The sequence below is a fragment of the Salmonella sp. 2020_1395 genome (assembly GCF_043848115.1).
Taxonomy (GTDB): domain Bacteria; phylum Pseudomonadota; class Gammaproteobacteria; order Enterobacterales; family Enterobacteriaceae; genus Salmonella; species Salmonella enterica.
In genome coordinates, this window is record NZ_JBCMFH010000004.1 from 381,520 (window position 1) to 400,008 (window position 18,489).

The following is an 18,489-nucleotide window of genomic DNA, read 5'->3' on the forward strand; positions in this document are numbered from 1 at the left end:
CGATGGCAACCACGCGAAACAAGGTGATGTGGCGGGAAGGAACGCTGATGCGTCCGCACCATCTCCAGCAGCAACAACGTTATAACGATTATGTGAATAATCTGCGTTTCCGGGCCATTCATGATTTGTCCTGGGGATTTACCGAGCTTTCCCTCAATGATGAGCTGCTGGGACAGGGCAAAATTATGATCGACAGCGCGTCGGGCACCCTGCCGGACGGCACCGTGTTTTCCCTTCCGGACCAGGATGCGCTCCCCGATCCGCTGCATCCGGACAGTTTTCCTGATGAGGAAAGCCGCAATGTCTATCTGGCCTTACCCGTTGCCAGCGATGTGAGAGGCGAAGTCAGTTACGGGCAGCAGGTTGGGCGTTACCGGCTGAACGATGCCAGTGTCCGGGATCTGCATTCCGAGAATGGCGATGCCCGGACGCTGACGCTGGGCCAGTTGACCCCCCGCATTATGAGCGGAGCGGACGATATGAGCGCGTATGTCACGTTGCCGCTGTGCCGTATCAAAGACAGGCGTGCGGACGGCTCCCTGATGCTGGATGAAAACTTTATCCCCACCTGCCAGAACGTCTATGTCAGCGCACGGCTGCGTGAATTTCTCCGGGAAGTCCAGGAAGCGGTTGGCGGCCGGGCCAATGACCTGGCTAACCGCATTGGCTCTCCGGCGCAAAGCGGTATTGCCGACGTTGCGGAATTTATGATGCTGCAACTGCTCAACCGTAACCAGACGCGGTTCACCCACCGCGCCCGCAGGCCGCACCTCCATCCGGAAGATTTTTATCTCGATCTGGCCGGGCTGCTGGGCGAGCTGATGACATTTACCGAGCCATCCCGCCTGCCCTGTCCGCTGGATGTCTACGATCACCGTAACCTGACGGACACCTTCAAAACGCTGTTGCCGGAAGTGAAACGGGCATTACATACCGTCCTGTCGCCCAGGGCGGTTAACCTGCCGCTGCATCTGCGCGATGGCATCTGGCAGGCTGACGTACATGACTCCACGCTGTTGCAGTCGGCCACCTTCGTGCTGGCGGTGGCGGCGAAAATGGAGACGCTGCAACTCCAGCGCCAGTTTATCCAGCAGTCAAAAATTTCCTCGCCGGAAAAAATCCGCAATATGGTCAGCGTGCAAATCCCCGGCATCCCGCTGCATACGCTGATGGTGGCCCCCCGCCAGCTTCCGTACCATGCCGGTTTCAGCTATTTCGAACTGGACAAGAGCGGGGCCGCCTGGGCGGATGTGGCGGCCACCGGCGCTGTCGCCCTGCATGTTTCCGGTACGTTCCCGGATCTGAACATGCAACTGTGGGCCATAAGAGGATAAGGCGATGGATGAGCTGTCACTGCCCCCTTTACCCGGATACGAGAGAGAAGGCCAGCGCCAGTATCAGCTGGCGCTGCGCGGCAACAGCCTGAACCCGATGATCGATGCCGCCACCCCGCTGCTGGGGATGGTGATGCGCGTTTCGGGCATGAACAGTCATGCCATGCCTGAACACCTGTTCACCCAGGTGGTGACGGATGTGCAGGCGGTGGAGCAGTTACTCCAGGAGCAGGGTTATGAGCCTGGGGTGATTATCTCGTTTCGTTACATCCTGTGTACCTTTATTGACGAGGCGGCGCTGGGGAATGGCTGGTCGAACAAAAACGAGTGGATCAAGCAGTCGCTGCTGGTGCATTTCCATAACGAAGCCTGGGGCGGTGAAAAGGTTTTTATCCTGCTGGAGCGCCTGATGCGCGAACCCAAACGCTACCAGGATCTGCTGGAATTTTTGTACATCTGCTTTTCGCTGGGCTTTCGCGGGCGTTACAAAGTCGCCGTCCAGGACCAGGGGGAGTTTGAGCAGATATACCGCCGCCTGTATCACGTCCTGCATAAGCTGCGCGGCGACGCACCCTTTCCGCTGCTGCACCAGGATAAAAAAACCCAGGGCGGGCGCTATCAGCTGATTAAGCGGCTGACCATCCGGCATGTTCTGTGCGGCGGCATCGTCGTGCTGGCGCTGTTTTATCTGTTTTATCTGCTGCGTCTGGACAGTCAGACGCAGGACATTCTTCATCAGTTAAACCGGCTGCTTGCCAGGTAAGGATTTCATCCCATGATCCAGATTGACTTAGCCACCCTGGTAAAACGGCTTGCTCCCTTCGCGAAACAGGCGCTGGAAGCGGCGGCGTCGGAGTGTATGAGCCAGCAGGCGGCAGAAATTACCGTCGCGCATGTGCTGCTACAGATGCTGGCGACCCCGCGCAGCGACTTTCGGGTGATTGCCGAACGTGCGGAGATCGGCGCCGATGATTTACGCCAGGCGCTGACGGTGGAAAATTACGCTGCCGCCCGTTCATCTGACAGCTACCCGTCGTTTTCCCCGATGCTGGTTGAATGGCTGAAAGAGGCCTGGCTGCTGGCCTCCGCGGAAATGCAGCAGACCGAACTGCGCGGCGGCGTGCTGCTGCTCGCCCTGCTGCATTCGCCGTTGCGCTACCTGCCGCCCGCCGCCGCCCGGCTGCTCACCGCCATCAACCGCGACCTGCTCCGGCAGGATTTTGCCGGGTGGACGAAGGAGTCCGCCGAATCGGTGATCCTGAATGCGGACGGGCAGGCCGCCAGCGCCATAGCCGATACCGGCGACACCCTGCTGGCCCGCTATGCCAAAAACATGACCGACGATGCCCGCCAGGGACGGCTTGATCCGGTGCTGTGCCGCGATAACGAAATTGACCTGATGATCGATATCCTCTGCCGCCGCCGTAAAAATAACCCGGTGGTGGTGGGCGAAGCGGGCGTGGGCAAAAGCGCGCTGATTGAAGGGCTGGCGCTGCGCATTATTGCCGGTCAGGTGCCGGACAAGCTGCGCGATACCGATATTATGACGCTGGATCTCGGCGCCTTGCAGGCGGGCGCGTCGGTAAAAGGCGAGTTTGAGAAGCGCTTTAAGGGGCTGATGGCGGAAGTCATTCAGTCGCCGAAACCCGTCATCCTGTTTATCGACGAAGCCCACACGCTGATTGGCGCGGGCAACCAGCAGGGCGGGCTGGATATCTCCAACCTGCTGAAACCAGCGCTGGCGCGCGGCGAACTGAAAACCATCGCCGCCACCACCTGGAGCGAATACAAAAAATACTTCGAGAAAGACGCCGCCCTGTCGCGCCGTTTCCAGTTAGTGAAAGTCAGCGAACCCAATGCTGCCGAAGCCACCATTATCCTGCGCGGCCTGTCGGCGGTGTATGAGCAGTCCCACGGCGTGCTGATTGACGATGAAGCGTTACAGGCCGCCGCGACGTTAAGCGAGCGCTACCTGTCAGGCCGCCAGTTGCCGGATAAGGCCATTGATGTGCTGGATACCGCCTGCGCCCGCGTGGCGATTAACCTTTCGTCGCCGCCGAAGCAAATTTCGGCGCTGACGACTCTGCGCCACCAGTGTGAAGCTGAAATACGCCAGCTTGAGCGCGAAATTCGCATCGGCCTGCGGTCGGATACTTCACGGCTGACTGAAGTTATCGTTCAGTATGACGAAACGCTGACCGAACTGGATGCGCTGGAGGCCGCGTGGCGCCAGCAGCAGACGCTGGTGCAGGAAATTATCGCGCTGCGTAAGGGGCTGCTGGACGAAACGGACGCTACCGGCAACGATGAAACCGCAACGCCTGAAACAGAGGCTGTGGGCAGTGACGATGAATCCGTCACAGCGCCGCCGGAAGCGGAACCTGAAATTTCGCCCGCCGCCCGCCTCGCGCAGCTCACCGCCGAACTGGACGCCCTGCACCACACGCAACTGCTGGTCTCCCCGCACGTCGATAAAAAACAGATAGCCAGCGTGATTGCCGAATGGACCGGCGTGCCGCTTAACCGCCTGTCACAAAACGAAATGTCGGTCATCACCGACCTGCCGCAGTGGCTGGGCGACACCATCAAAGGCCAAGCGCTGGCGATTAAGCACCTGCATAAACACCTGCTGACCGCCCGCGCCGATCTGCGCCGTCCGGGACGTCCGCTCGGCGCGTTCCTGCTGGCCGGTCCCAGCGGTGTCGGCAAAACCGAAACCGTGCTGCAACTGGCCGAACTGCTCTACGGCGGTCGCCAGTACCTGACCACCATCAACATGTCGGAGTTTCAGGAAAAACACACCGTTTCACGCCTGATTGGTTCCCCGCCGGGCTATGTCGGCTACGGCGAAGGCGGCGTGCTGACCGAAGCGATTCGCCAGAAACCGTACTCCGTGGTGCTGCTCGACGAGGTGGAGAAAGCCCACCCGGACGTGCTCAACCTGTTCTACCAGGCGTTCGACAAGGGCGAGATGGCCGACGGCGAAGGCCGTCTTATCGACTGCAAAAATGTGGTGTTCTTCCTCACCTCCAACCTCGGTTATCAGGTGATTGTCGAACATGCCGACAACCCGGAAGCCATGCAGGAAGCACTGTACCCGGTACTGGCGGATTTCTTTAAACCGGCGCTGCTGGCGCGTATGGAAGTGGTGCCGTACCTGCCGTTATCTAAAGAAACGCTTGCCGTCATTATCGCCGGGAAGCTGGCGCGGCTGGACAACGTGCTGCGCGCCCGCTTCGGCGCGGAGGTGGTGATTGAGCCGGACGTGACTGACGAAATCATGCAGCGCGTCACCCGCGCCGAAAACGGCGCGCGGATGCTGGAGTCGGTCATCGACGGCGAGATGCTGCCGCCGCTCTCCCTGCTGCTGTTGCAGAAAATGGCGGCGAATATCGCCATCGCCCGTATCACGCTGGGCGTGGCAAACGGCGCGTTTACCGCGGATGTGGAGGATGTGCCGGATGAGGATACTCAGCCCGTAGCGGAAACAGAGGACGAAGCCGTTCTATGAGCAGAATGCCAATGCTCCTGATCATGGCGCTACTCCCGGGATTGCTCCCCGGCGCAGTACAGGCGGAAACCGCGGCCAAACAGGCGGCTGCCGCGCTGCCGGGAATTGTGGTGCCGGGCGTCCCGGAAACAGACGCACAGGCGACTCTCAGCGCCATGACGGCCTGTCGCCGGGAGCCTGCGGCACTGGAGCGTCTGGACTGCTACGACAAAATCCTCACCCCAGAGCAGCCCGGTTTTGCCAGCGCGCTGGTGAAGGCAAAATACGAAGGGGAAGCCTGGAAACGCGCCTTCGCCCAGGAAAAACAGCGCCCGGACAACTCCACCGCGCTGATAATGACGCAGAGCGGCGGCGAGCGGCCAACGGTGATTATCACCACGCCCGCCATCGGCAACGTACCGCCGCGCCCGGTGCTGATGTTCAGCTGCGTGGACAACATCACCCGGATGCAGGTGGCGCTGACCCACGCCATGACGCCGGACAGCATCGACGTGACGCTGAACGCCGATACCCGACAGATTCGGTCGCGCTGGTTTATCCGCGAAAACGGCACCCTGCTGGAGTCCAGCCGGGGCTTATCCGGCATCGCCGAAATAAAACAACTTTTCGGCGCAAAAACGCTGACCATTGATACCGGTACCGACAGCGCAGCCGGAAAACTGACGTTTAACATCGATGGACTGGCAAAAACCATCGCGCCGCTGCGTGAAGCCTGTCACTGGGCGGGAGAATAATATGGACTTACGCGACCCGAATACCTGGATTTCGCACCTGCTGGAAAATCTGCCGGATGACAAACTGGCCTGCGCGCTGAAAGACGATAATCCCGGCTGGGAATATATCGACGGCGAAATGCTTAAACTCGGCTCGCTGGCGCACAGCCAGCTGGATATCCCGGAAATTCAGCGCCGGGGGCTGGTGATCCTGGCCTCGGAAAGCAAGGATTTTCGCCTGCTGGCCCATCTGCTGCGCACCCTGCAACATGCCGGTGATCCGCTGCTGGCGCTGCGTCTGCTGGCGCTGTACGTGGAGCATTACTGGACTGTGGCGGCACCGCAAAATGCGGCACATAAACAGCGTTTCGCCACCCAGGTGCTGAAACGCTTTGAAACCGGCGTGGAGAGTTTCGCAGAGACAGCCCGTACCGCGCAGCGCGACAGCCTGCTGGCTGAACTGGCGAAACTGGCGCAGCGCTGGCAGGAGCAGAATATCCCGGCGCTGACACAGGCCGTCGATGACCTCTCGTCGCAGTATCGCCGGGCATTTCGCGGGGCCGCCCCGGTGCCGCCAGCGGCTGGCCCGTCCACGCATCCGGCTCCGGTTTCGGCCACGCCGTCCGCCCCGGTATCACCGTCTGCGCCTGCGGCGACGACGGCGCCAGCGGTGGATATCGACAGCCATGACGACAAAGCCTGGCGCGACACGCTGCTGAAAGTGGCCGCCATTCTCTGTGAGCGCCAGCCGGATTCACCGCAGGGCTACCGCCTGCGCCGCCATGCGTTATGGCAGGCCATTACATCCGTCCCCCAAGCCGAAAGCGACGGGCGCACACCGCTGGCGGCGGTGCCTGCCGACATGACCGCCGATTACCAGGCGCGGCTGAACAACGCCGATCTGGCGCTCTGGCAACAGGTGGAAAAAAGCCTGCTGCTGGCCCCGTACTGGCTCGATGGTCATTACCTTTCAGCGCAGGCCGCACAACGCCTGGGCTACACCAGCGCGGCAGAAGCCATCCGGGATGAGGTGGTCCGTTTTCTCGCCCGCCTGCCGCAACTTGCCACCCTGCTGTTTAATGACCGCACGCCGTTTATCAGCGAACAGACAAAACAGTGGCTGGCGGCGTCTCCGGGTAGTCAGACAGCCCCGATGGTGCGGACCAGTGAAGACACCGAGGCTGTCCGCCAGTGTTTCAGCGAGCAGGGGCTGGAGGCCGCGCTGCGATACCTGGAAACCCTGCCGGAAGGCGATCCGCGCGATCGGTTCCACCGGCAGTATCTTGGCGCGCAACTGTTAGAAGAAGCCGGGATGGCGCAACTGGCACAGCAACAGTACCGGATGTTGTTTAAAGCAGGGCTGCGCATGACGCTGGCTGAATGGGAGCCGTCCCTGCTGGAACAACTGGAAAACAAACTCACGGCAGAACAGTAAGAGACAACAGGAGTTTTTGTGTTCAGATTACCGACACCCCGATTATTCAGCACACTGAGATCGGCACTCAGACCGGCAATGCCCCGGTTTAAGGTTTCTGCCGCCTGGCTGCTGGCGCTGGCGTGGATTTTGCTGCTGGTATGGATCTGGTGGAAAGGTCCGTCATGGACGCTCTACGAGCAGCGCTGGCTGGCCCCGCTGGCGAACCGCTGGCTGGCCACCGCCGCCTGGGGGTTGATTGCGCTGGCGTGGCTGACCGTCCGGGTCATGAAGCGCCTGCAACTGCTGGAAAAACAGCAGCGCCAGCAACGGGACGAGGCGCAGGATCCGCTCAGCGTGGAACTGAACACCCAGCAACGCTATCTCGATCACTGGTTACTGCGTCTGCAACGCCATCTCGACAGCCGCCGCTATCTGTGGCAGCTACCGTGGTATATGGTCATTGGCCCGGCAGGAAGCGGTAAAACCACGCTGTTGCGCGAAGGGTATCCGTCCGACATCATTTATGCCCCGGAGGCGCTGCGGGGCGTGGAGCAGCGCCGGTATGTTATCCCGCATGTGGGAAAACAGGCGGTGATTTTTGACGCCGACGGTCTCCTCTTTGAGCAACAGGATGCGGATATACTGCATCGCCGCCTGTGGACCCATATGCTGGACTGGCTGGCGCAAAAACGCGCCCGGCAGCCGCTGAACGGTCTGATACTGACGCTGGATCTGCCCGATCTGCTGACCGCCGACAAGCCACGCCGTGAGCACCTGTTGCAGATCCTGCGCGGACGTTTGCAGGATATACGCCAGCATCTTCACTGCCAGCTCCCCGTCTATGTGGTGCTGACCCGGCTGGATCTACTGCACGGTTTCGCCGCCCTGTTTCAGTCACTGGACCGCAACGATCGCGACGCCATTCTTGGCGTCACCTTTACCCGTCATGCCCATGAAAATGACGACTGGCGTACAGAACTGAATGCCTTCTGGCAGGCATGGGGCGAACGGTTGAATAACGCCCTGCCGGAGCGGATGTTAGCCCCCGGCTCCCGCAGTTCCCTGTTCAGCTTTGTCCGCCAGATCCAGGGGGGCCGCGAGCCGCTGATCGCCCTGCTGAACGGGCTGCTGGACGGGGAAAATATGGATGTGATGCTGCGCGGCGTGTACCTCACCTCCTCCCTGCAACGCGGCCAGATAGACGATATTTTTATGCAGTCCGCCGCCCGTCAGTTCCGGCTGGGCAGCAGCCCGCTGACCGCCTGGCCGCTGGTGGACACGTTACCGTATTTCACCCGTAATCTGTTTCCGCAGACCTTACTGGCTGAGCCTAACCTCGCCAGTGAAAGCCGCGTCTGGCTGATGCAGTCCCGCCGCCGGTTGTCCGTGTTTTCCGCCACCGGCGGCATCGCCGCCCTGCTGCTGATTATCGGCTGGCATCACTATTACAATAACAACTGGCGTTCCGGCATCACCGTACTGGAGCAGGCCAAAGCCTTTATGTCCGTGCCGCCACCGCAGGGTATGGACGAATACGGCAACCTGCAACTGCCGTTACTTAACCCGGTGCGTGACGCCACGCTGGCCTACGGCGACTGGGGCGATCGCAGCCGCCTGGCCGATATGGGATTATATCAGGGCAGGCGTGTCGGCCCATATGTGGAGCAGACCTACCTGCAACTGCTGGAGCAGCGTTACCTGCCCGCCCTGTTTAACGGCCTGGTCAAAGAGATGAATGCCGCGCCTGCGGAGAGCGAGGAGAAGCTTGCGGTATTGCGCGTTATCAGAATGCTGGAAGATAAAAGCGGACGCAGCGACGAGGTGGTGAAGCAGTATATGGCGAAACGCTGGAGTGATAAATTTCACGGCCAGCGCGATATTCAGGCACAGCTGATGTCTCATCTGGACTACGCGCTGAAACACACCGACTGGCACGCGGAGCGTCAGGCAGGCGACGGCGACGCCATCAGCCGCTGGACGCCGTATGACAGTCCGGTCGTGGCGGCGCAGAAAGAGCTCAGCAAACTGCCCGTCTACCAGCGCGTTTACCAGAGTCTGAAAACGCGGGCGATGGGCGTGCTGCCCGCTGACCTGAACCTGCGCGACCAGGTGGGCGCCACGTTTGATCAGGTCTTTACCTCCGGGGATGATAATAAGCTCATTGTTCCGCAGTTCCTCACCCGTTACGGTCTGCAAAGTTATTTTGTCAAACAGCGCGACGCGCTGATCGAACTGACGGCGATGGATTCCTGGGTGCTGAACCTGACCCGCAGCGTGAAATACAGCGACGCCGACCGGGCAGAAATCCAGCGCCAGCTCACTGAACAGTATCTCAGCGACTACACCGCCACCTGGCGAGCCGGAATGGACAACCTTAACGTGCGCAATTACGAATCCATTGCGCAACTGACCGGGGCGCTGGAGCAGATCATCAGCGGCGATCAGCCGCTCCAGCGGGCGCTGACGGCACTGCGCGACAACACGCAGCCTGCCGTTCTCTCTGAAAAACTGGATGACAAGGCGCTTCAGGAGGCGATGGCGGAGCCGGATTACCAGTTGCTGACCCGCCTGGGGCATGAATTTGCCCCGGAAAACAGCACGCTGGCGATACAGAAAGACAAAGAAAACACCCTCCAGGCGGTCTATCAGCAACTGACGGAGCTGCACCGTTACCTGCTGGCTATTCAGAACGCGCCGGTGCCGGGAAAATCAGCGCTGAAAGCGGTGCAGCTACGGCTGGATCAGAACAGCAGCGATCCTATTTTCGCCACCCGCCAGATGGCGAAAACCCTGCCTGCCCCGCTCAACCGCTGGGTGGGCAAGCTGGCGGATCAGGCCTGGCACGTGGTGATGGTGGAAGCGGTCCATTACATGGAGATTGACTGGCGTGACAACGTGGTGAAACCGTTTAACGAACAGCTTGCCAACAACTATCCGTTTAACCCGCGCTCACAGTCAGATGCGTCGCTGGATGCGTTTGAACGCTTCTTTAAACCGAATGGCGTACTGGATACCTTTTATCAGCAGAACCTGCGGCTGTTTATGGAAAACGATCTGAGTCTGGAGGACGGGGATAACAACGTGATTATTCGTGAGGATGTCCGGGAGCAACTGGATACCGCACAGGAAATCCGCGAGGCGTTTTTCAGCAGACAGAACGGCCTGGGCGCGCAGTTTGCCGTGGAAACCGTGTCGCTTTCCGGCAACAAACGGCGCAGCGTGCTGAACCTGGACGGGCAGTTAGTGGACTACAGCCAGGGCCGCAATTACACCGCCCATCTGGTCTGGCCGAACAACATGCGTGAAGGCAATGAAAGTAAGCTGACGCTGATAGGCGTCAGTGGCGGCGCGCCGCGCAGCATCAGTTTCAGCGGACCGTGGGCGCAGTTCAGGCTGTTCGGCGCCGGGCAACTTACCGGCGTTCAGGAGGGGACATTCAGCGTGCGCTTTAACGTGGACGGCGGAGCGATGGTGTACCGGGTACATACCGATACGGAAGATAACCCCTTCACCGGCGGGCTGTTCAGTCAGTTCCGGCTGCCGGATACCCTGTACTGAGGAGGCTGAAATAAGTCAGGACGCACTCACGCACATTATTGTTACCGGCCAGGATCCGCGCGGCCTGCCGGAGTTCAGCGCCCTGCGGGAAGAGATCAACAAATCGTCTCACCCGTCGCAGCCGGAGCTGAACTGGAAACTGGTGGAATCGCTGGCGCTGGCCATTTTTAAAGCCCATGGCGTGGATCTGCACACGGCCACTTATTACACCCTGGCGCGCACCCGCACGCACGGCCTGGCCGGATTTTGCGAAGGGGTGGAGCTGCTGGCGGCCATGATAAGCCACGACTGGGACAAATTCTGGCCACAGGATGAGTCAGCCCGCACCGGGATGCTCGACTGGCTTAATTCGCGCACCGGCAATATTCTGCGCCAGCAGCTGTCCTTCTCCGGCGCGGACCTGCCGTTGCTGTACCGCACCGAACGGGCGTTACAGTTGATTTGCGACAAACTCCAGCAGGTGGAACTGAAACGCCAGCCGCATGTGGAGAACCTGCTTTATTTTGTGCAGAACACACGTAAGCGGCTTGAGCCGCCGCCGAAAAGCAGCGTGGACATTCCGCCGCAGACCACCGTCAGAACGTTGATCTACGCCCCGGAGAGCACGCAGCCCGTCACGGAGGAAAACCTTCCGCCCCTGCCTGAGTTGCCGGAAATGAAGGTGGAAGTCCACCACGGCGCGGTGGAGGATCCAGAGCCTGTCGCCAGGGCCACGTCAGGCCGGACTATAAAAGGCTTTATGGCCGGTGTCGTCTGCGCTGCGGCTGTCGCTGCCGTCCTCTGGTGGTGGCAGGTGTACCCGATGCAACAGCAACTGGCGCAGGTCAGGGACACGGCGCAGGGCGCGGCAACGCTCTGGCTGGCCTCGCCTGAACTGGACAGCTACGGGCAGCGGTTACAACAGCTTCCCGACGCCTCGCCGCTGCAACTGCTGGAGGCGGGGATGCAGATGATGCGAACCGCAGACAGCCGCTGGCCGGAAAGTCTGCAACAGCAGCAGGCGACAGCGCAGTGGAATGAAATCCTGAAAACCCGCGCGCAAAGCAGCCCGCAAATGCGCGGCTGGCAGCAGGCGCGCCAGAATCTGCGTGACTTTGCTGACCTGATGATGCAGCGGGAAACGGAGAAGCAGGGCTTTACCCTCTCCTATATTAAAACGGTGACCTGGCAGGCGGAACGCCTGCTGAATCAGGAAACGCCGCTGGAATCCCTGCTGACGCAGTACCAGGATGCCCGCGCTCAGGGACGGAATACGGAGGCGCTGGAAAAACAAATTAATGAACGGCTGGATGGGGTGTTAAGCCGCTGGCTGTTGCTGAAAAACAATATACTGACGACGACGGCAACCGAAACGGAAGCCGGAAAGAGATAGTAATGAAAGGAGATTAATATGGCGAATTTAAGTTATTTGACACTTAATGGAGAAAAACAGGGACTGATTTCAGCGGGGTGTTCATCAATGGCATCCATTGGCAATAAGGCACAAATCGCTCACATCGATCAAATTTTAGTCCTGGCCCTTGAACATGGCGTCACGCGGAATCAAAACGTAAACCACCTTGCTCTGACTATTCGAAAACCAGTGGATAAAGCTACTCCTTTGTTAAATAAAGCAATTACAGAAAATGAAATTCTGACCTGCGATATTGAGTTTTACCGGACTAATCGCTTCGGTATAAATGAGATGTATTACAAAATACAGTTGCTTAAAGCCCGTATTGCAAGCATTCATTTAATAGTTCCACATACGGTAAGCAGCAGTGACGGGCAACCGGAAGAAAATATATCATTTATTTATGAAACATTTACGCATGAACATTGTATTGCGGGGACCAGTGCATTCAGCACCTGGAATACGCGTCTTTTTTAAAAAAAACAACAAAGGGATATTTAATGCCTTCGATCAGAGAGCAAAACAATGAAAAAATGAGTAACAAGCGTTCCACCTTATGTGGTAATGAGACATACTCATCAGATGGAGATATATACTCCATGAGTAATCATTACGTCATAAATATGGGTAACAGCACGTTGCCCGTCGATGCGTATTGTCTAAGTGAGTACTATGATGTTGTTAGAAGGCTTATCAAAATAATGGTATCTCCTGAATCTGCTGGTGGTATACCAGATGGGATATTATCTGTCCCAGTAGATATATTTTACCTTGGACGGGCTTTTCTGGACACGGAGAATAGATATAGAAATGAAATTGAGCACTACCGATTAGCAACACTTATAAAAAGAGAGATTTCTGATGAAGACACATTTACCAGACTAATCAATTTAATATTCGATGAGTTATTTTCTCACGTTCCAGAAAAAACGCAAAATAAAATATTCAGCCATATTGGTGGCGCTATCTTTGGTAGAACTATAGCTAATGCCTTTGTTTCTGGAGAAATTGCTAAAGCAACCATGAAGAAAGCAATAAGTTCTGTATCATCAGCACAGTTAAGCAAAATCATATCAATAAGCGCTTCCATTTCAGGTGCGATAATTGGTAATATACTATTAACAGGAGGTATGGCAGAAAGAGCGATTTATACATCCAGGGCATTGAAAGAAGACTGTCCTGAGATTTATAACAGATTAAGACCAACCGATTTAGATTTATTATACTTCCTTGTTGAATCAATTATGGAACCTGTTGTTGACGCAATAAAAATAAGACGAAATGATGGTCAGATTGCTTTCGAAAAAATGATGGAGCTAATGGCAAATGAGATCAGAAAATAAAAAAGCGTCAAGAAAAATCATTGATTTTCTCATATATGGTCTAATTTCAGCAATCAGTGGATGGACCTTTATTCTGTGTCTTTACTGGTTGCTCTATTTAAACACATGGACACTAAGAATAGTCTACATCATTATATCAATACTGATTGCTGGGTTCATTATATGGTTGCTATCCATCTTTTTTGAAAATGATAGTTAATAAATTGCATGTTCTAAAATCCATATCATCAGGCAAGAAACTTAACCTGTAAAAAATGACTAACGATAATAGATACTTGAAAAAATCAATAAATGGCTGGATGAGACTTTAAGCATTTTGTTCCTGGGAAACGGACGAAGTTGAAACAAATCTGATGTTGAAGACTATCCTGACCTAATACAGAGAGAACAACCAAAACATATCCGAACTATTAATTAAAGACAGTCAGATAAACATCATATATAATCACCACATAAGAAAGCACAGTATCACTTATACATGAAATAGTAACGTAATTTTTTACTTATATATTTTTCCACATACAGCCAGGGCCGCAATTACACCGCCCATCTGGTCTGGCCGAACAACATGCGTGAAGGCAATGAAAGTAAGCGGGCGCTGATAGGCGTCAGTGGCGGCGCGCCGCGCAGCATCAGTTTCAGCGGGCCGTGGGCACAGTTCAGGCTGTTCGGCGCCGGGCAACTTACCGGCGTTCAGGAGGGGACATTCAGCGTGCGCTTTAACGTGGACGGCGGAGCGATGGTGTACCGGGTACATACCGATACGGAAGATAACCCCTTCACCGGCGGGCTGTTCAGTCAGTTCCGGCTGCCGGATACCCTGTACTGAGGAGGCTGAAATAAGTCAGGACGCACTCACGCACATTATTGTTACCGGCCAGGATCCGCGCGGCCTGCCGGAGTTCAGCGCCCTGCGGGAAGAGATCAACAAATCGTCTCACCCGTCGCAGCCGGAGCTGAACTGGAAACTGGTGGAATCGCTGGCGCTGGCCATTTTTAAAGCCCATGGCGTGGATCTGCACACGGCCACTTATTACACCCTGGCGCGCACCCGCACGCACGGCCTGGCCGGATTTTGCGAAGGGGTGGAGCTGCTGGCGGCCATGATAAGCCACGACTGGGACAAATTCTGGCCACAGGATGAGTCAGCCCGCACCGGGATGCTCGACTGGCTTAATTCGCGCACCGGCAATATTCTGCGCCAGCAGCTGTCCTTCTCCGGCGCGGACCTGCCGTTGCTGTACCGCACCGAACGGGCGTTACAGTTGATTTGCGACAAACTCCAGCAGGTGGAACTGAAACGCCAGCCGCATGTGGAGAACCTGCTTTATTTTGTGCAGAACACACGTAAGCGGCTTGAGCCGCCGCCGAAAAGCAGCGTGGACATTCCGCCGCAGACCACCGTCAGAACGTTGATCTACGCCCCGGAGAGCACGCAGCCCGTCACGGAGGAAAACCTTCCGCCCCTGCCTGAGTTGCCGGAAATGAAGGTGGAAGTCCACCACGGCGCGGTGGAGGATCCAGAGCCTGTCGCCAGGGCCACGTCAGGCCGGACTATAAAAGGCTTTATGGCCGGTGTCGTCTGCGCTGCGGCTGTCGCTGCCGTCCTCTGGTGGTGGCAGGTGTACCCGATGCAACAGCAACTGGCGCAGGTCAGGGACACGGCGCAGGGCGCGGCAACGCTCTGGCTGGCCTCGCCTGAACTGGACAGCTACGGGCAGCGGTTACAACAGCTTCCTGACGCCTCGCCGCTGCAACTGCTGGAAACAGGTATGCAGATGATGCGAACAGCAGACAGCCACTGGCCGGAAAGTCTGCAACAGCAGCAGGCGACAGCGCAGTGGAATGAAATCCTGAAAACCCGCGCGCAAAGCAGCCCGCAAATTACTCAATGGGAATACATATATAAAAATAACTGGATACGCTGGATTACGCCAAATATTAAATGGACCCGATATCTCTTTAACAATCCGCAAATAATGAAGTTCGGTGTCGGAGCAGCCGCCATGACAGAAGGGATAGTCAAGGGGACCAGGTACAGTGTATTGTTCAGTGGTGCATTTCATGTACTGGAATTTATATTTAAATCAGAATATGATTTTGCTGACTTTTTCGTTGATGTCTCTATGGATGTTGCCAAACTTATGGTTGCCCAAATTGTTCTTAAAGCAGTTGCTGGTATTTTGGACTTTCTGGCGCTCCGATAATTATTGCAACTGCTGCTATTATTGTAATAGGATTATTTATCGCATGGGGATTAAATAAACTTGATTCAGAAAAATACTTGAACTTATCTAATATTCTAAAAACAGCGATAAGGAGTGGTAATGTCATGTATGCTGAAAGAATCATGCATGATGCCAAAACAATGCCTGCCAAACAATTCATTCTGTTACGCACCATGAGTCATCCTTAAAATAATCAATAATATGGAGTAAGTTATAGTGAGACATTCAGATAAGGCAAAGCGAATATGGTCTCTTTTTTTTCTCTTTTTTATTTTTTTTGGCATTATTTCTGTCTTAATAATCAGTGCTGGAAATGACACATACTCGTTAATAAAAGGTTCTGATCGTATCTACTATGACTGGAAAGGTATTGTTGGATTGTATAGTATACCTTTCCTTTTTTTTACTTATATCTATCTTGTTATCAGCTTTATCATTTCCGAAACAAATGTTTTAGTGAAAAAAAACAAGAAAAAATCTCATAATATTATAATGAAATATCTTGGCCCAATCATCGCACTCAGTTTACTCTGTATCATTATTGGATTTATTTCAACATTTTTTATCACCTCTTACGTACACAGTCATTATACTCCGTGTGATGGCAGTTCAGGAATTTACTCCGGAAAAAACTATGTTAAAGGTGGCGCAACATGCCATTAGTTCCGTATGATATGAACTGTATGGATATGAGGATCCCGGTATGCTGATGGATGTTGCCAAATTTATTGTTACTGACATTATCATTTCCGTTGCTGCTGGTATATTGAAAATTATTATTATACCAGTGATTATTTCTGACATAATAGTTATAGCTGTAGCTATTACATTTGTAGTTATCCTGGAACAGCTTGATAACGAGATATTCCACACATCTAATGACTTTAAAAAAGCGATAAAAGGAGGATGGGCGGTTCATAATCAACATAAGGGCGATCGTGGTTATAGCTCCATAGCCAAGAAAATAGGTACAACACAGAGTGTTCTTACTAAACTGAATGGCGTTAAAGTCATTCACCCCGGAGATAAACTTAAGTATAAGAAAGCGCATATGGAACAGTATATACCAGGGTGGCTTTTATTTACACCTGAAAACATTCAAAAACAATATAATATAGACCCAACAAAAGCACAACCTGGTCATAGAGGGGATCACACCTATGCGGATAAAATCAGATTCACATACGCTCTCATTGTTGCAGATGAGAGTAAATAACATTTACAAGGAATAATCAATGAACATAAAAAAAATTCTATGTCTTTTTCTTATATGTGGTGCAGCCAATGCGCATAACATCGATCCTGCGAAATGCAATAATGAGATACAACAGGATGACGTCTATTGGTGCCTTATGGATAAATACCAGCAAAGTGTTATCGCTTTAAAAAAAGAAGAAATTAATGCACAAAAAAGGCTGGAAAGATTCGATAATAATGAAGGAAAGGAAAGAGGCCTTAATGAAGATGGGACTCTTGCATACGATTCTAACATTCACCCTGCAAGAATAACCTTCCCCGAACTTCATCGTTATTTTATCATTTACAGGGAAAAACAATGCAGCTATGCATCACTTAGTATTGGATCGCTTTCCGGTTATAGGGTTCCAATATCTTCATTATATTGTAAAACCGAGATGAATATTTCACAAATAAAATGGCTTAACGATTATATATAGAGGTTATTATGCGCAAGAAGTTCCTTATTATAATTAATTTCATTATGGCATTTTTTTACTGTAACTATTTATTTGCAGAAAATGTTAACCATATCGTTATTTATGATATGCCGCAAGACTTGCGGGATTTTTTTGAAACCGCTGATTCCTGTGAAGGATGGATAAGGGATTTTGATGTTCGTCAAGAAAAATCGACTTATCAGTTTGTAGAGGATTCGATTAAAAGAGACTGCTCAAACATTGAAAATAAATTACTCTCGATGAAAAACAAATACAAGAATAACAAAGATTATTCAGCAAGACTAACGGTCTATGATGATACCATCATAATATATGACGAGTATAAAAAGACGCGAATAAAAAATGAAAGTAATGAGTGATTTTGAGACTATCATTTAATGAGCTAGTGGATGTAGTTATAATGGCGGAGGAGATTCTAAGTATGCAGAAAAATTGCCTTATGTATATGCATTATTTACCTCTGCAACAGGAAATAAAAATCAATGATTAGTATTGCACGGATTTTTATAATATTAGCCACGTTGATATTTAGCTTTTCCTCAATCCATAGCACATATGCAAATAATGTTTATTATCTCAGTAAGAACAACTGTGAATCAGGAGAAGAGGCGGAACTTGTCGACTGCCTGAGAAATGAAGTCATTGAAAGCACTATAACGCTGAGAAAGGCCGAAGAAAATATCAGATTACGTATAAACAAATGGTCTGAAGTCAAAAATGCAGCACTGGATGATGCTATCCCGATTGAACTTTACAGACTGGATAAATCTAATCAAGAGTTTATTCGTTATCGTCTTGCTCAGTGCTCGTTTGCAGAATCATGGGGAAATGGTGTGGGGAGTTTTACTCGCATATATTCCTGTATGGCTGAACTAAACAGACAAAGAACCGAACAATTGATGCATGCTGATATTCCTAATTATACAGAGGATATGAAATAATCATGACCCGTTTACTGTGATGCTTTTTACTTTTTGTGTGCAACTCATCATATTCACGCGAGGAGCCAGAATATTCAAAAACATATACCCCAGACGAGTATTATTATTTATCTTCTAAAATCCCAAAAGAAGTTCGTCAACTGATAATGAACGTAAATATGGCAGCCCCCCTCGCCGCCATATTCAAGAAAGAGCTCGTACAGAAGTACGGGCTTTTTGCTTATATTTGACCCGTCCTGAATAGCGTTGACACGTTCCAGACTTAAATCCGGAGAACGTGATGATGACTGAGTTCAAACGCACCCAACGCGATTATCCTCTATCCTTTAAAATAGCCGTCGTTGAGCAGGTCGA

The 18,489-nt window shown here is 53.4% G+C and carries 15 protein-coding genes and 1 pseudogene; 15 read left to right on the forward strand and 1 reads right to left on the reverse strand.

All coding sequences use genetic code 11. The features are described from left to right. Positions 1–2 precede the first annotated feature (2 nt). From tssK to ACH0WD_RS09335, 11 genes and pseudogenes are all read left to right on the forward strand, one after another. Positions 3–1,334: a type VI secretion system baseplate subunit TssK gene (gene tssK / locus ACH0WD_RS09285; RefSeq protein WP_000246455.1), complete on the forward strand. Its 1,332-nt coding sequence runs from the start codon at positions 3–5 to the stop codon at positions 1,332–1,334. A gap of 4 nt (positions 1,335–1,338) precedes the next feature. After that, positions 1,339–2,097: a type IVB secretion system protein IcmH/DotU gene (gene icmH / locus ACH0WD_RS09290; RefSeq protein WP_000343978.1), complete on the forward strand. Its 759-nt coding sequence runs from the start codon at positions 1,339–1,341 to the stop codon at positions 2,095–2,097. Positions 2,098–2,109: 12 nt separating this feature from the next. Continuing rightward, a complete protein-coding gene (gene tssH / locus ACH0WD_RS09295) occupies positions 2,110–4,845 on the forward strand; it encodes a type VI secretion system ATPase TssH (protein WP_000614296.1) in 2,736 nt (911 codons plus the stop codon). Further along, positions 4,842–5,579 (forward strand): type VI secretion system-associated protein VasI, encoded by a 738-nt coding sequence (vasI, locus tag ACH0WD_RS09300; protein ID WP_000089147.1) that lies wholly within the window; start codon positions 4,842–4,844, stop codon positions 5,577–5,579. The genes tssH and vasI overlap by 4 nt, the downstream gene beginning before the upstream one ends. A gap of 1 nt (position 5,580) precedes the next feature. Beyond that, positions 5,581–6,993, forward strand: a complete 1,413-nt coding sequence (tssA, locus tag ACH0WD_RS09305) for a type VI secretion system protein TssA (protein WP_000365805.1) — start codon at positions 5,581–5,583, stop codon at positions 6,991–6,993. A 108-nt stretch (positions 6,994–7,101) separates the two neighbouring features. Then, a complete protein-coding gene (gene tssM / locus ACH0WD_RS09310) occupies positions 7,102–10,533 on the forward strand; it encodes a type VI secretion system membrane subunit TssM (protein ID WP_371064113.1) in 3,432 nt (1,143 codons plus the stop codon). 10 nt (positions 10,534–10,543) lie between these two features. Then, positions 10,544–11,905, forward strand: coding sequence for a VasL domain-containing protein (locus ACH0WD_RS09315; protein WP_000076070.1), 1,362 nt, complete (start codon positions 10,544–10,546; stop codon positions 11,903–11,905). 18 nt (positions 11,906–11,923) lie between these two features. Continuing rightward, positions 11,924–12,403 (forward strand): Hcp family type VI secretion system effector, encoded by a 480-nt coding sequence (locus tag ACH0WD_RS09320; RefSeq protein ID WP_000002328.1) that lies wholly within the window; start codon positions 11,924–11,926, stop codon positions 12,401–12,403. A 23-nt stretch (positions 12,404–12,426) separates the two neighbouring features. Further along, the gene (locus ACH0WD_RS09325) at positions 12,427–13,269 is read left to right on the forward strand and encodes a hypothetical protein (RefSeq protein ID WP_001139255.1); all 843 of its coding nucleotides are present in this window, start codon (positions 12,427–12,429) and stop codon (positions 13,267–13,269) included. 520 nt (positions 13,270–13,789) lie between these two features. Continuing rightward, a pseudogene (locus ACH0WD_RS09330) lies at positions 13,790–14,098 on the forward strand (type VI secretion IcmF C-terminal domain-containing protein); the annotation flags it as partial. Positions 14,099–14,108: 10 nt separating this feature from the next. After that, on the forward strand, positions 14,109–15,476 hold the full coding sequence (locus ACH0WD_RS09335; RefSeq protein WP_001747993.1) for a type VI secretion system ImpA family N-terminal domain-containing protein: 1,368 nt from the start codon (positions 14,109–14,111) through the stop codon (positions 15,474–15,476). Here the strand turns inward: ACH0WD_RS09335 and ACH0WD_RS09340 are convergent. Beyond that, on the reverse strand, positions 15,433–15,672 hold the full coding sequence (locus ACH0WD_RS09340; protein WP_153274191.1) for a hypothetical protein: 240 nt from the start codon (positions 15,670–15,672) through the stop codon (positions 15,433–15,435). The two genes, ACH0WD_RS09335 and ACH0WD_RS09340, sit on opposite strands and share 44 nt — an antisense overlap. A 528-nt stretch (positions 15,673–16,200) precedes the next feature. Here ACH0WD_RS09340 and ACH0WD_RS09345 point away from each other — a divergent pair. The 4 genes from ACH0WD_RS09345 (at position 16,201) to ACH0WD_RS09360 (ending at position 18,135) form a co-directional block, all read left to right on the forward strand. After that, a complete protein-coding gene (locus tag ACH0WD_RS09345; RefSeq protein WP_000928422.1) occupies positions 16,201–16,713 on the forward strand; it encodes a LysM peptidoglycan-binding domain-containing protein in 513 nt (170 codons plus the stop codon). A 19-nt stretch (positions 16,714–16,732) separates the two neighbouring features. Next, complete coding sequence (locus tag ACH0WD_RS09350; RefSeq protein WP_001022123.1) at positions 16,733–17,173, forward strand: hypothetical protein; 441 nt, start codon at positions 16,733–16,735, stop codon at positions 17,171–17,173. Between the two features lie 8 nt (positions 17,174–17,181). Continuing rightward, positions 17,182–17,553, forward strand: coding sequence for a hypothetical protein (locus ACH0WD_RS09355; protein ID WP_001227394.1), 372 nt, complete (start codon positions 17,182–17,184; stop codon positions 17,551–17,553). A 123-nt stretch (positions 17,554–17,676) separates the two neighbouring features. Then, complete coding sequence (locus ACH0WD_RS09360; protein ID WP_000623370.1) at positions 17,677–18,135, forward strand: lysozyme inhibitor LprI family protein; 459 nt, start codon at positions 17,677–17,679, stop codon at positions 18,133–18,135. Positions 18,136–18,489: the final 354 nt, after the last annotated feature.

What these genes read in the sequence shown, in the direction of transcription:
- tssK (WP_000246455.1), top strand. Translation starts at nt 3, where the DNA reads ATGGCAACCACGCGAAACAAGGTGATGTGGCGGGAAGGAACGCTGATG.
- icmH (WP_000343978.1), top strand. Translation starts at nt 1,339, where the DNA reads ATGGATGAGCTGTCACTGCCCCCTTTACCCGGATACGAGAGAGAAGGC.
- tssH (WP_000614296.1), top strand. Translation starts at nt 2,110, where the DNA reads ATGATCCAGATTGACTTAGCCACCCTGGTAAAACGGCTTGCTCCCTTC.
- vasI (WP_000089147.1), top strand. Translation starts at nt 4,842, where the DNA reads ATGAGCAGAATGCCAATGCTCCTGATCATGGCGCTACTCCCGGGATTG.
- tssA (WP_000365805.1), top strand. Translation starts at nt 5,581, where the DNA reads ATGGACTTACGCGACCCGAATACCTGGATTTCGCACCTGCTGGAAAAT.
- ACH0WD_RS09320 (WP_000002328.1), top strand. Translation starts at nt 11,924, where the DNA reads ATGGCGAATTTAAGTTATTTGACACTTAATGGAGAAAAACAGGGACTG.
- ACH0WD_RS09325 (WP_001139255.1), top strand. Translation starts at nt 12,427, where the DNA reads ATGCCTTCGATCAGAGAGCAAAACAATGAAAAAATGAGTAACAAGCGT.
- ACH0WD_RS09340 (WP_153274191.1), bottom strand. Translation starts at nt 15,672, where the DNA reads ATGGTGCGTAACAGAATGAATTGTTTGGCAGGCATTGTTTTGGCATCA.
- ACH0WD_RS09345 (WP_000928422.1), top strand. Translation starts at nt 16,201, where the DNA reads ATGCTGATGGATGTTGCCAAATTTATTGTTACTGACATTATCATTTCC.
- ACH0WD_RS09350 (WP_001022123.1), top strand. Translation starts at nt 16,733, where the DNA reads ATGAACATAAAAAAAATTCTATGTCTTTTTCTTATATGTGGTGCAGCC.
- ACH0WD_RS09355 (WP_001227394.1), top strand. Translation starts at nt 17,182, where the DNA reads ATGCGCAAGAAGTTCCTTATTATAATTAATTTCATTATGGCATTTTTT.
- ACH0WD_RS09360 (WP_000623370.1), top strand. Translation starts at nt 17,677, where the DNA reads ATGATTAGTATTGCACGGATTTTTATAATATTAGCCACGTTGATATTT.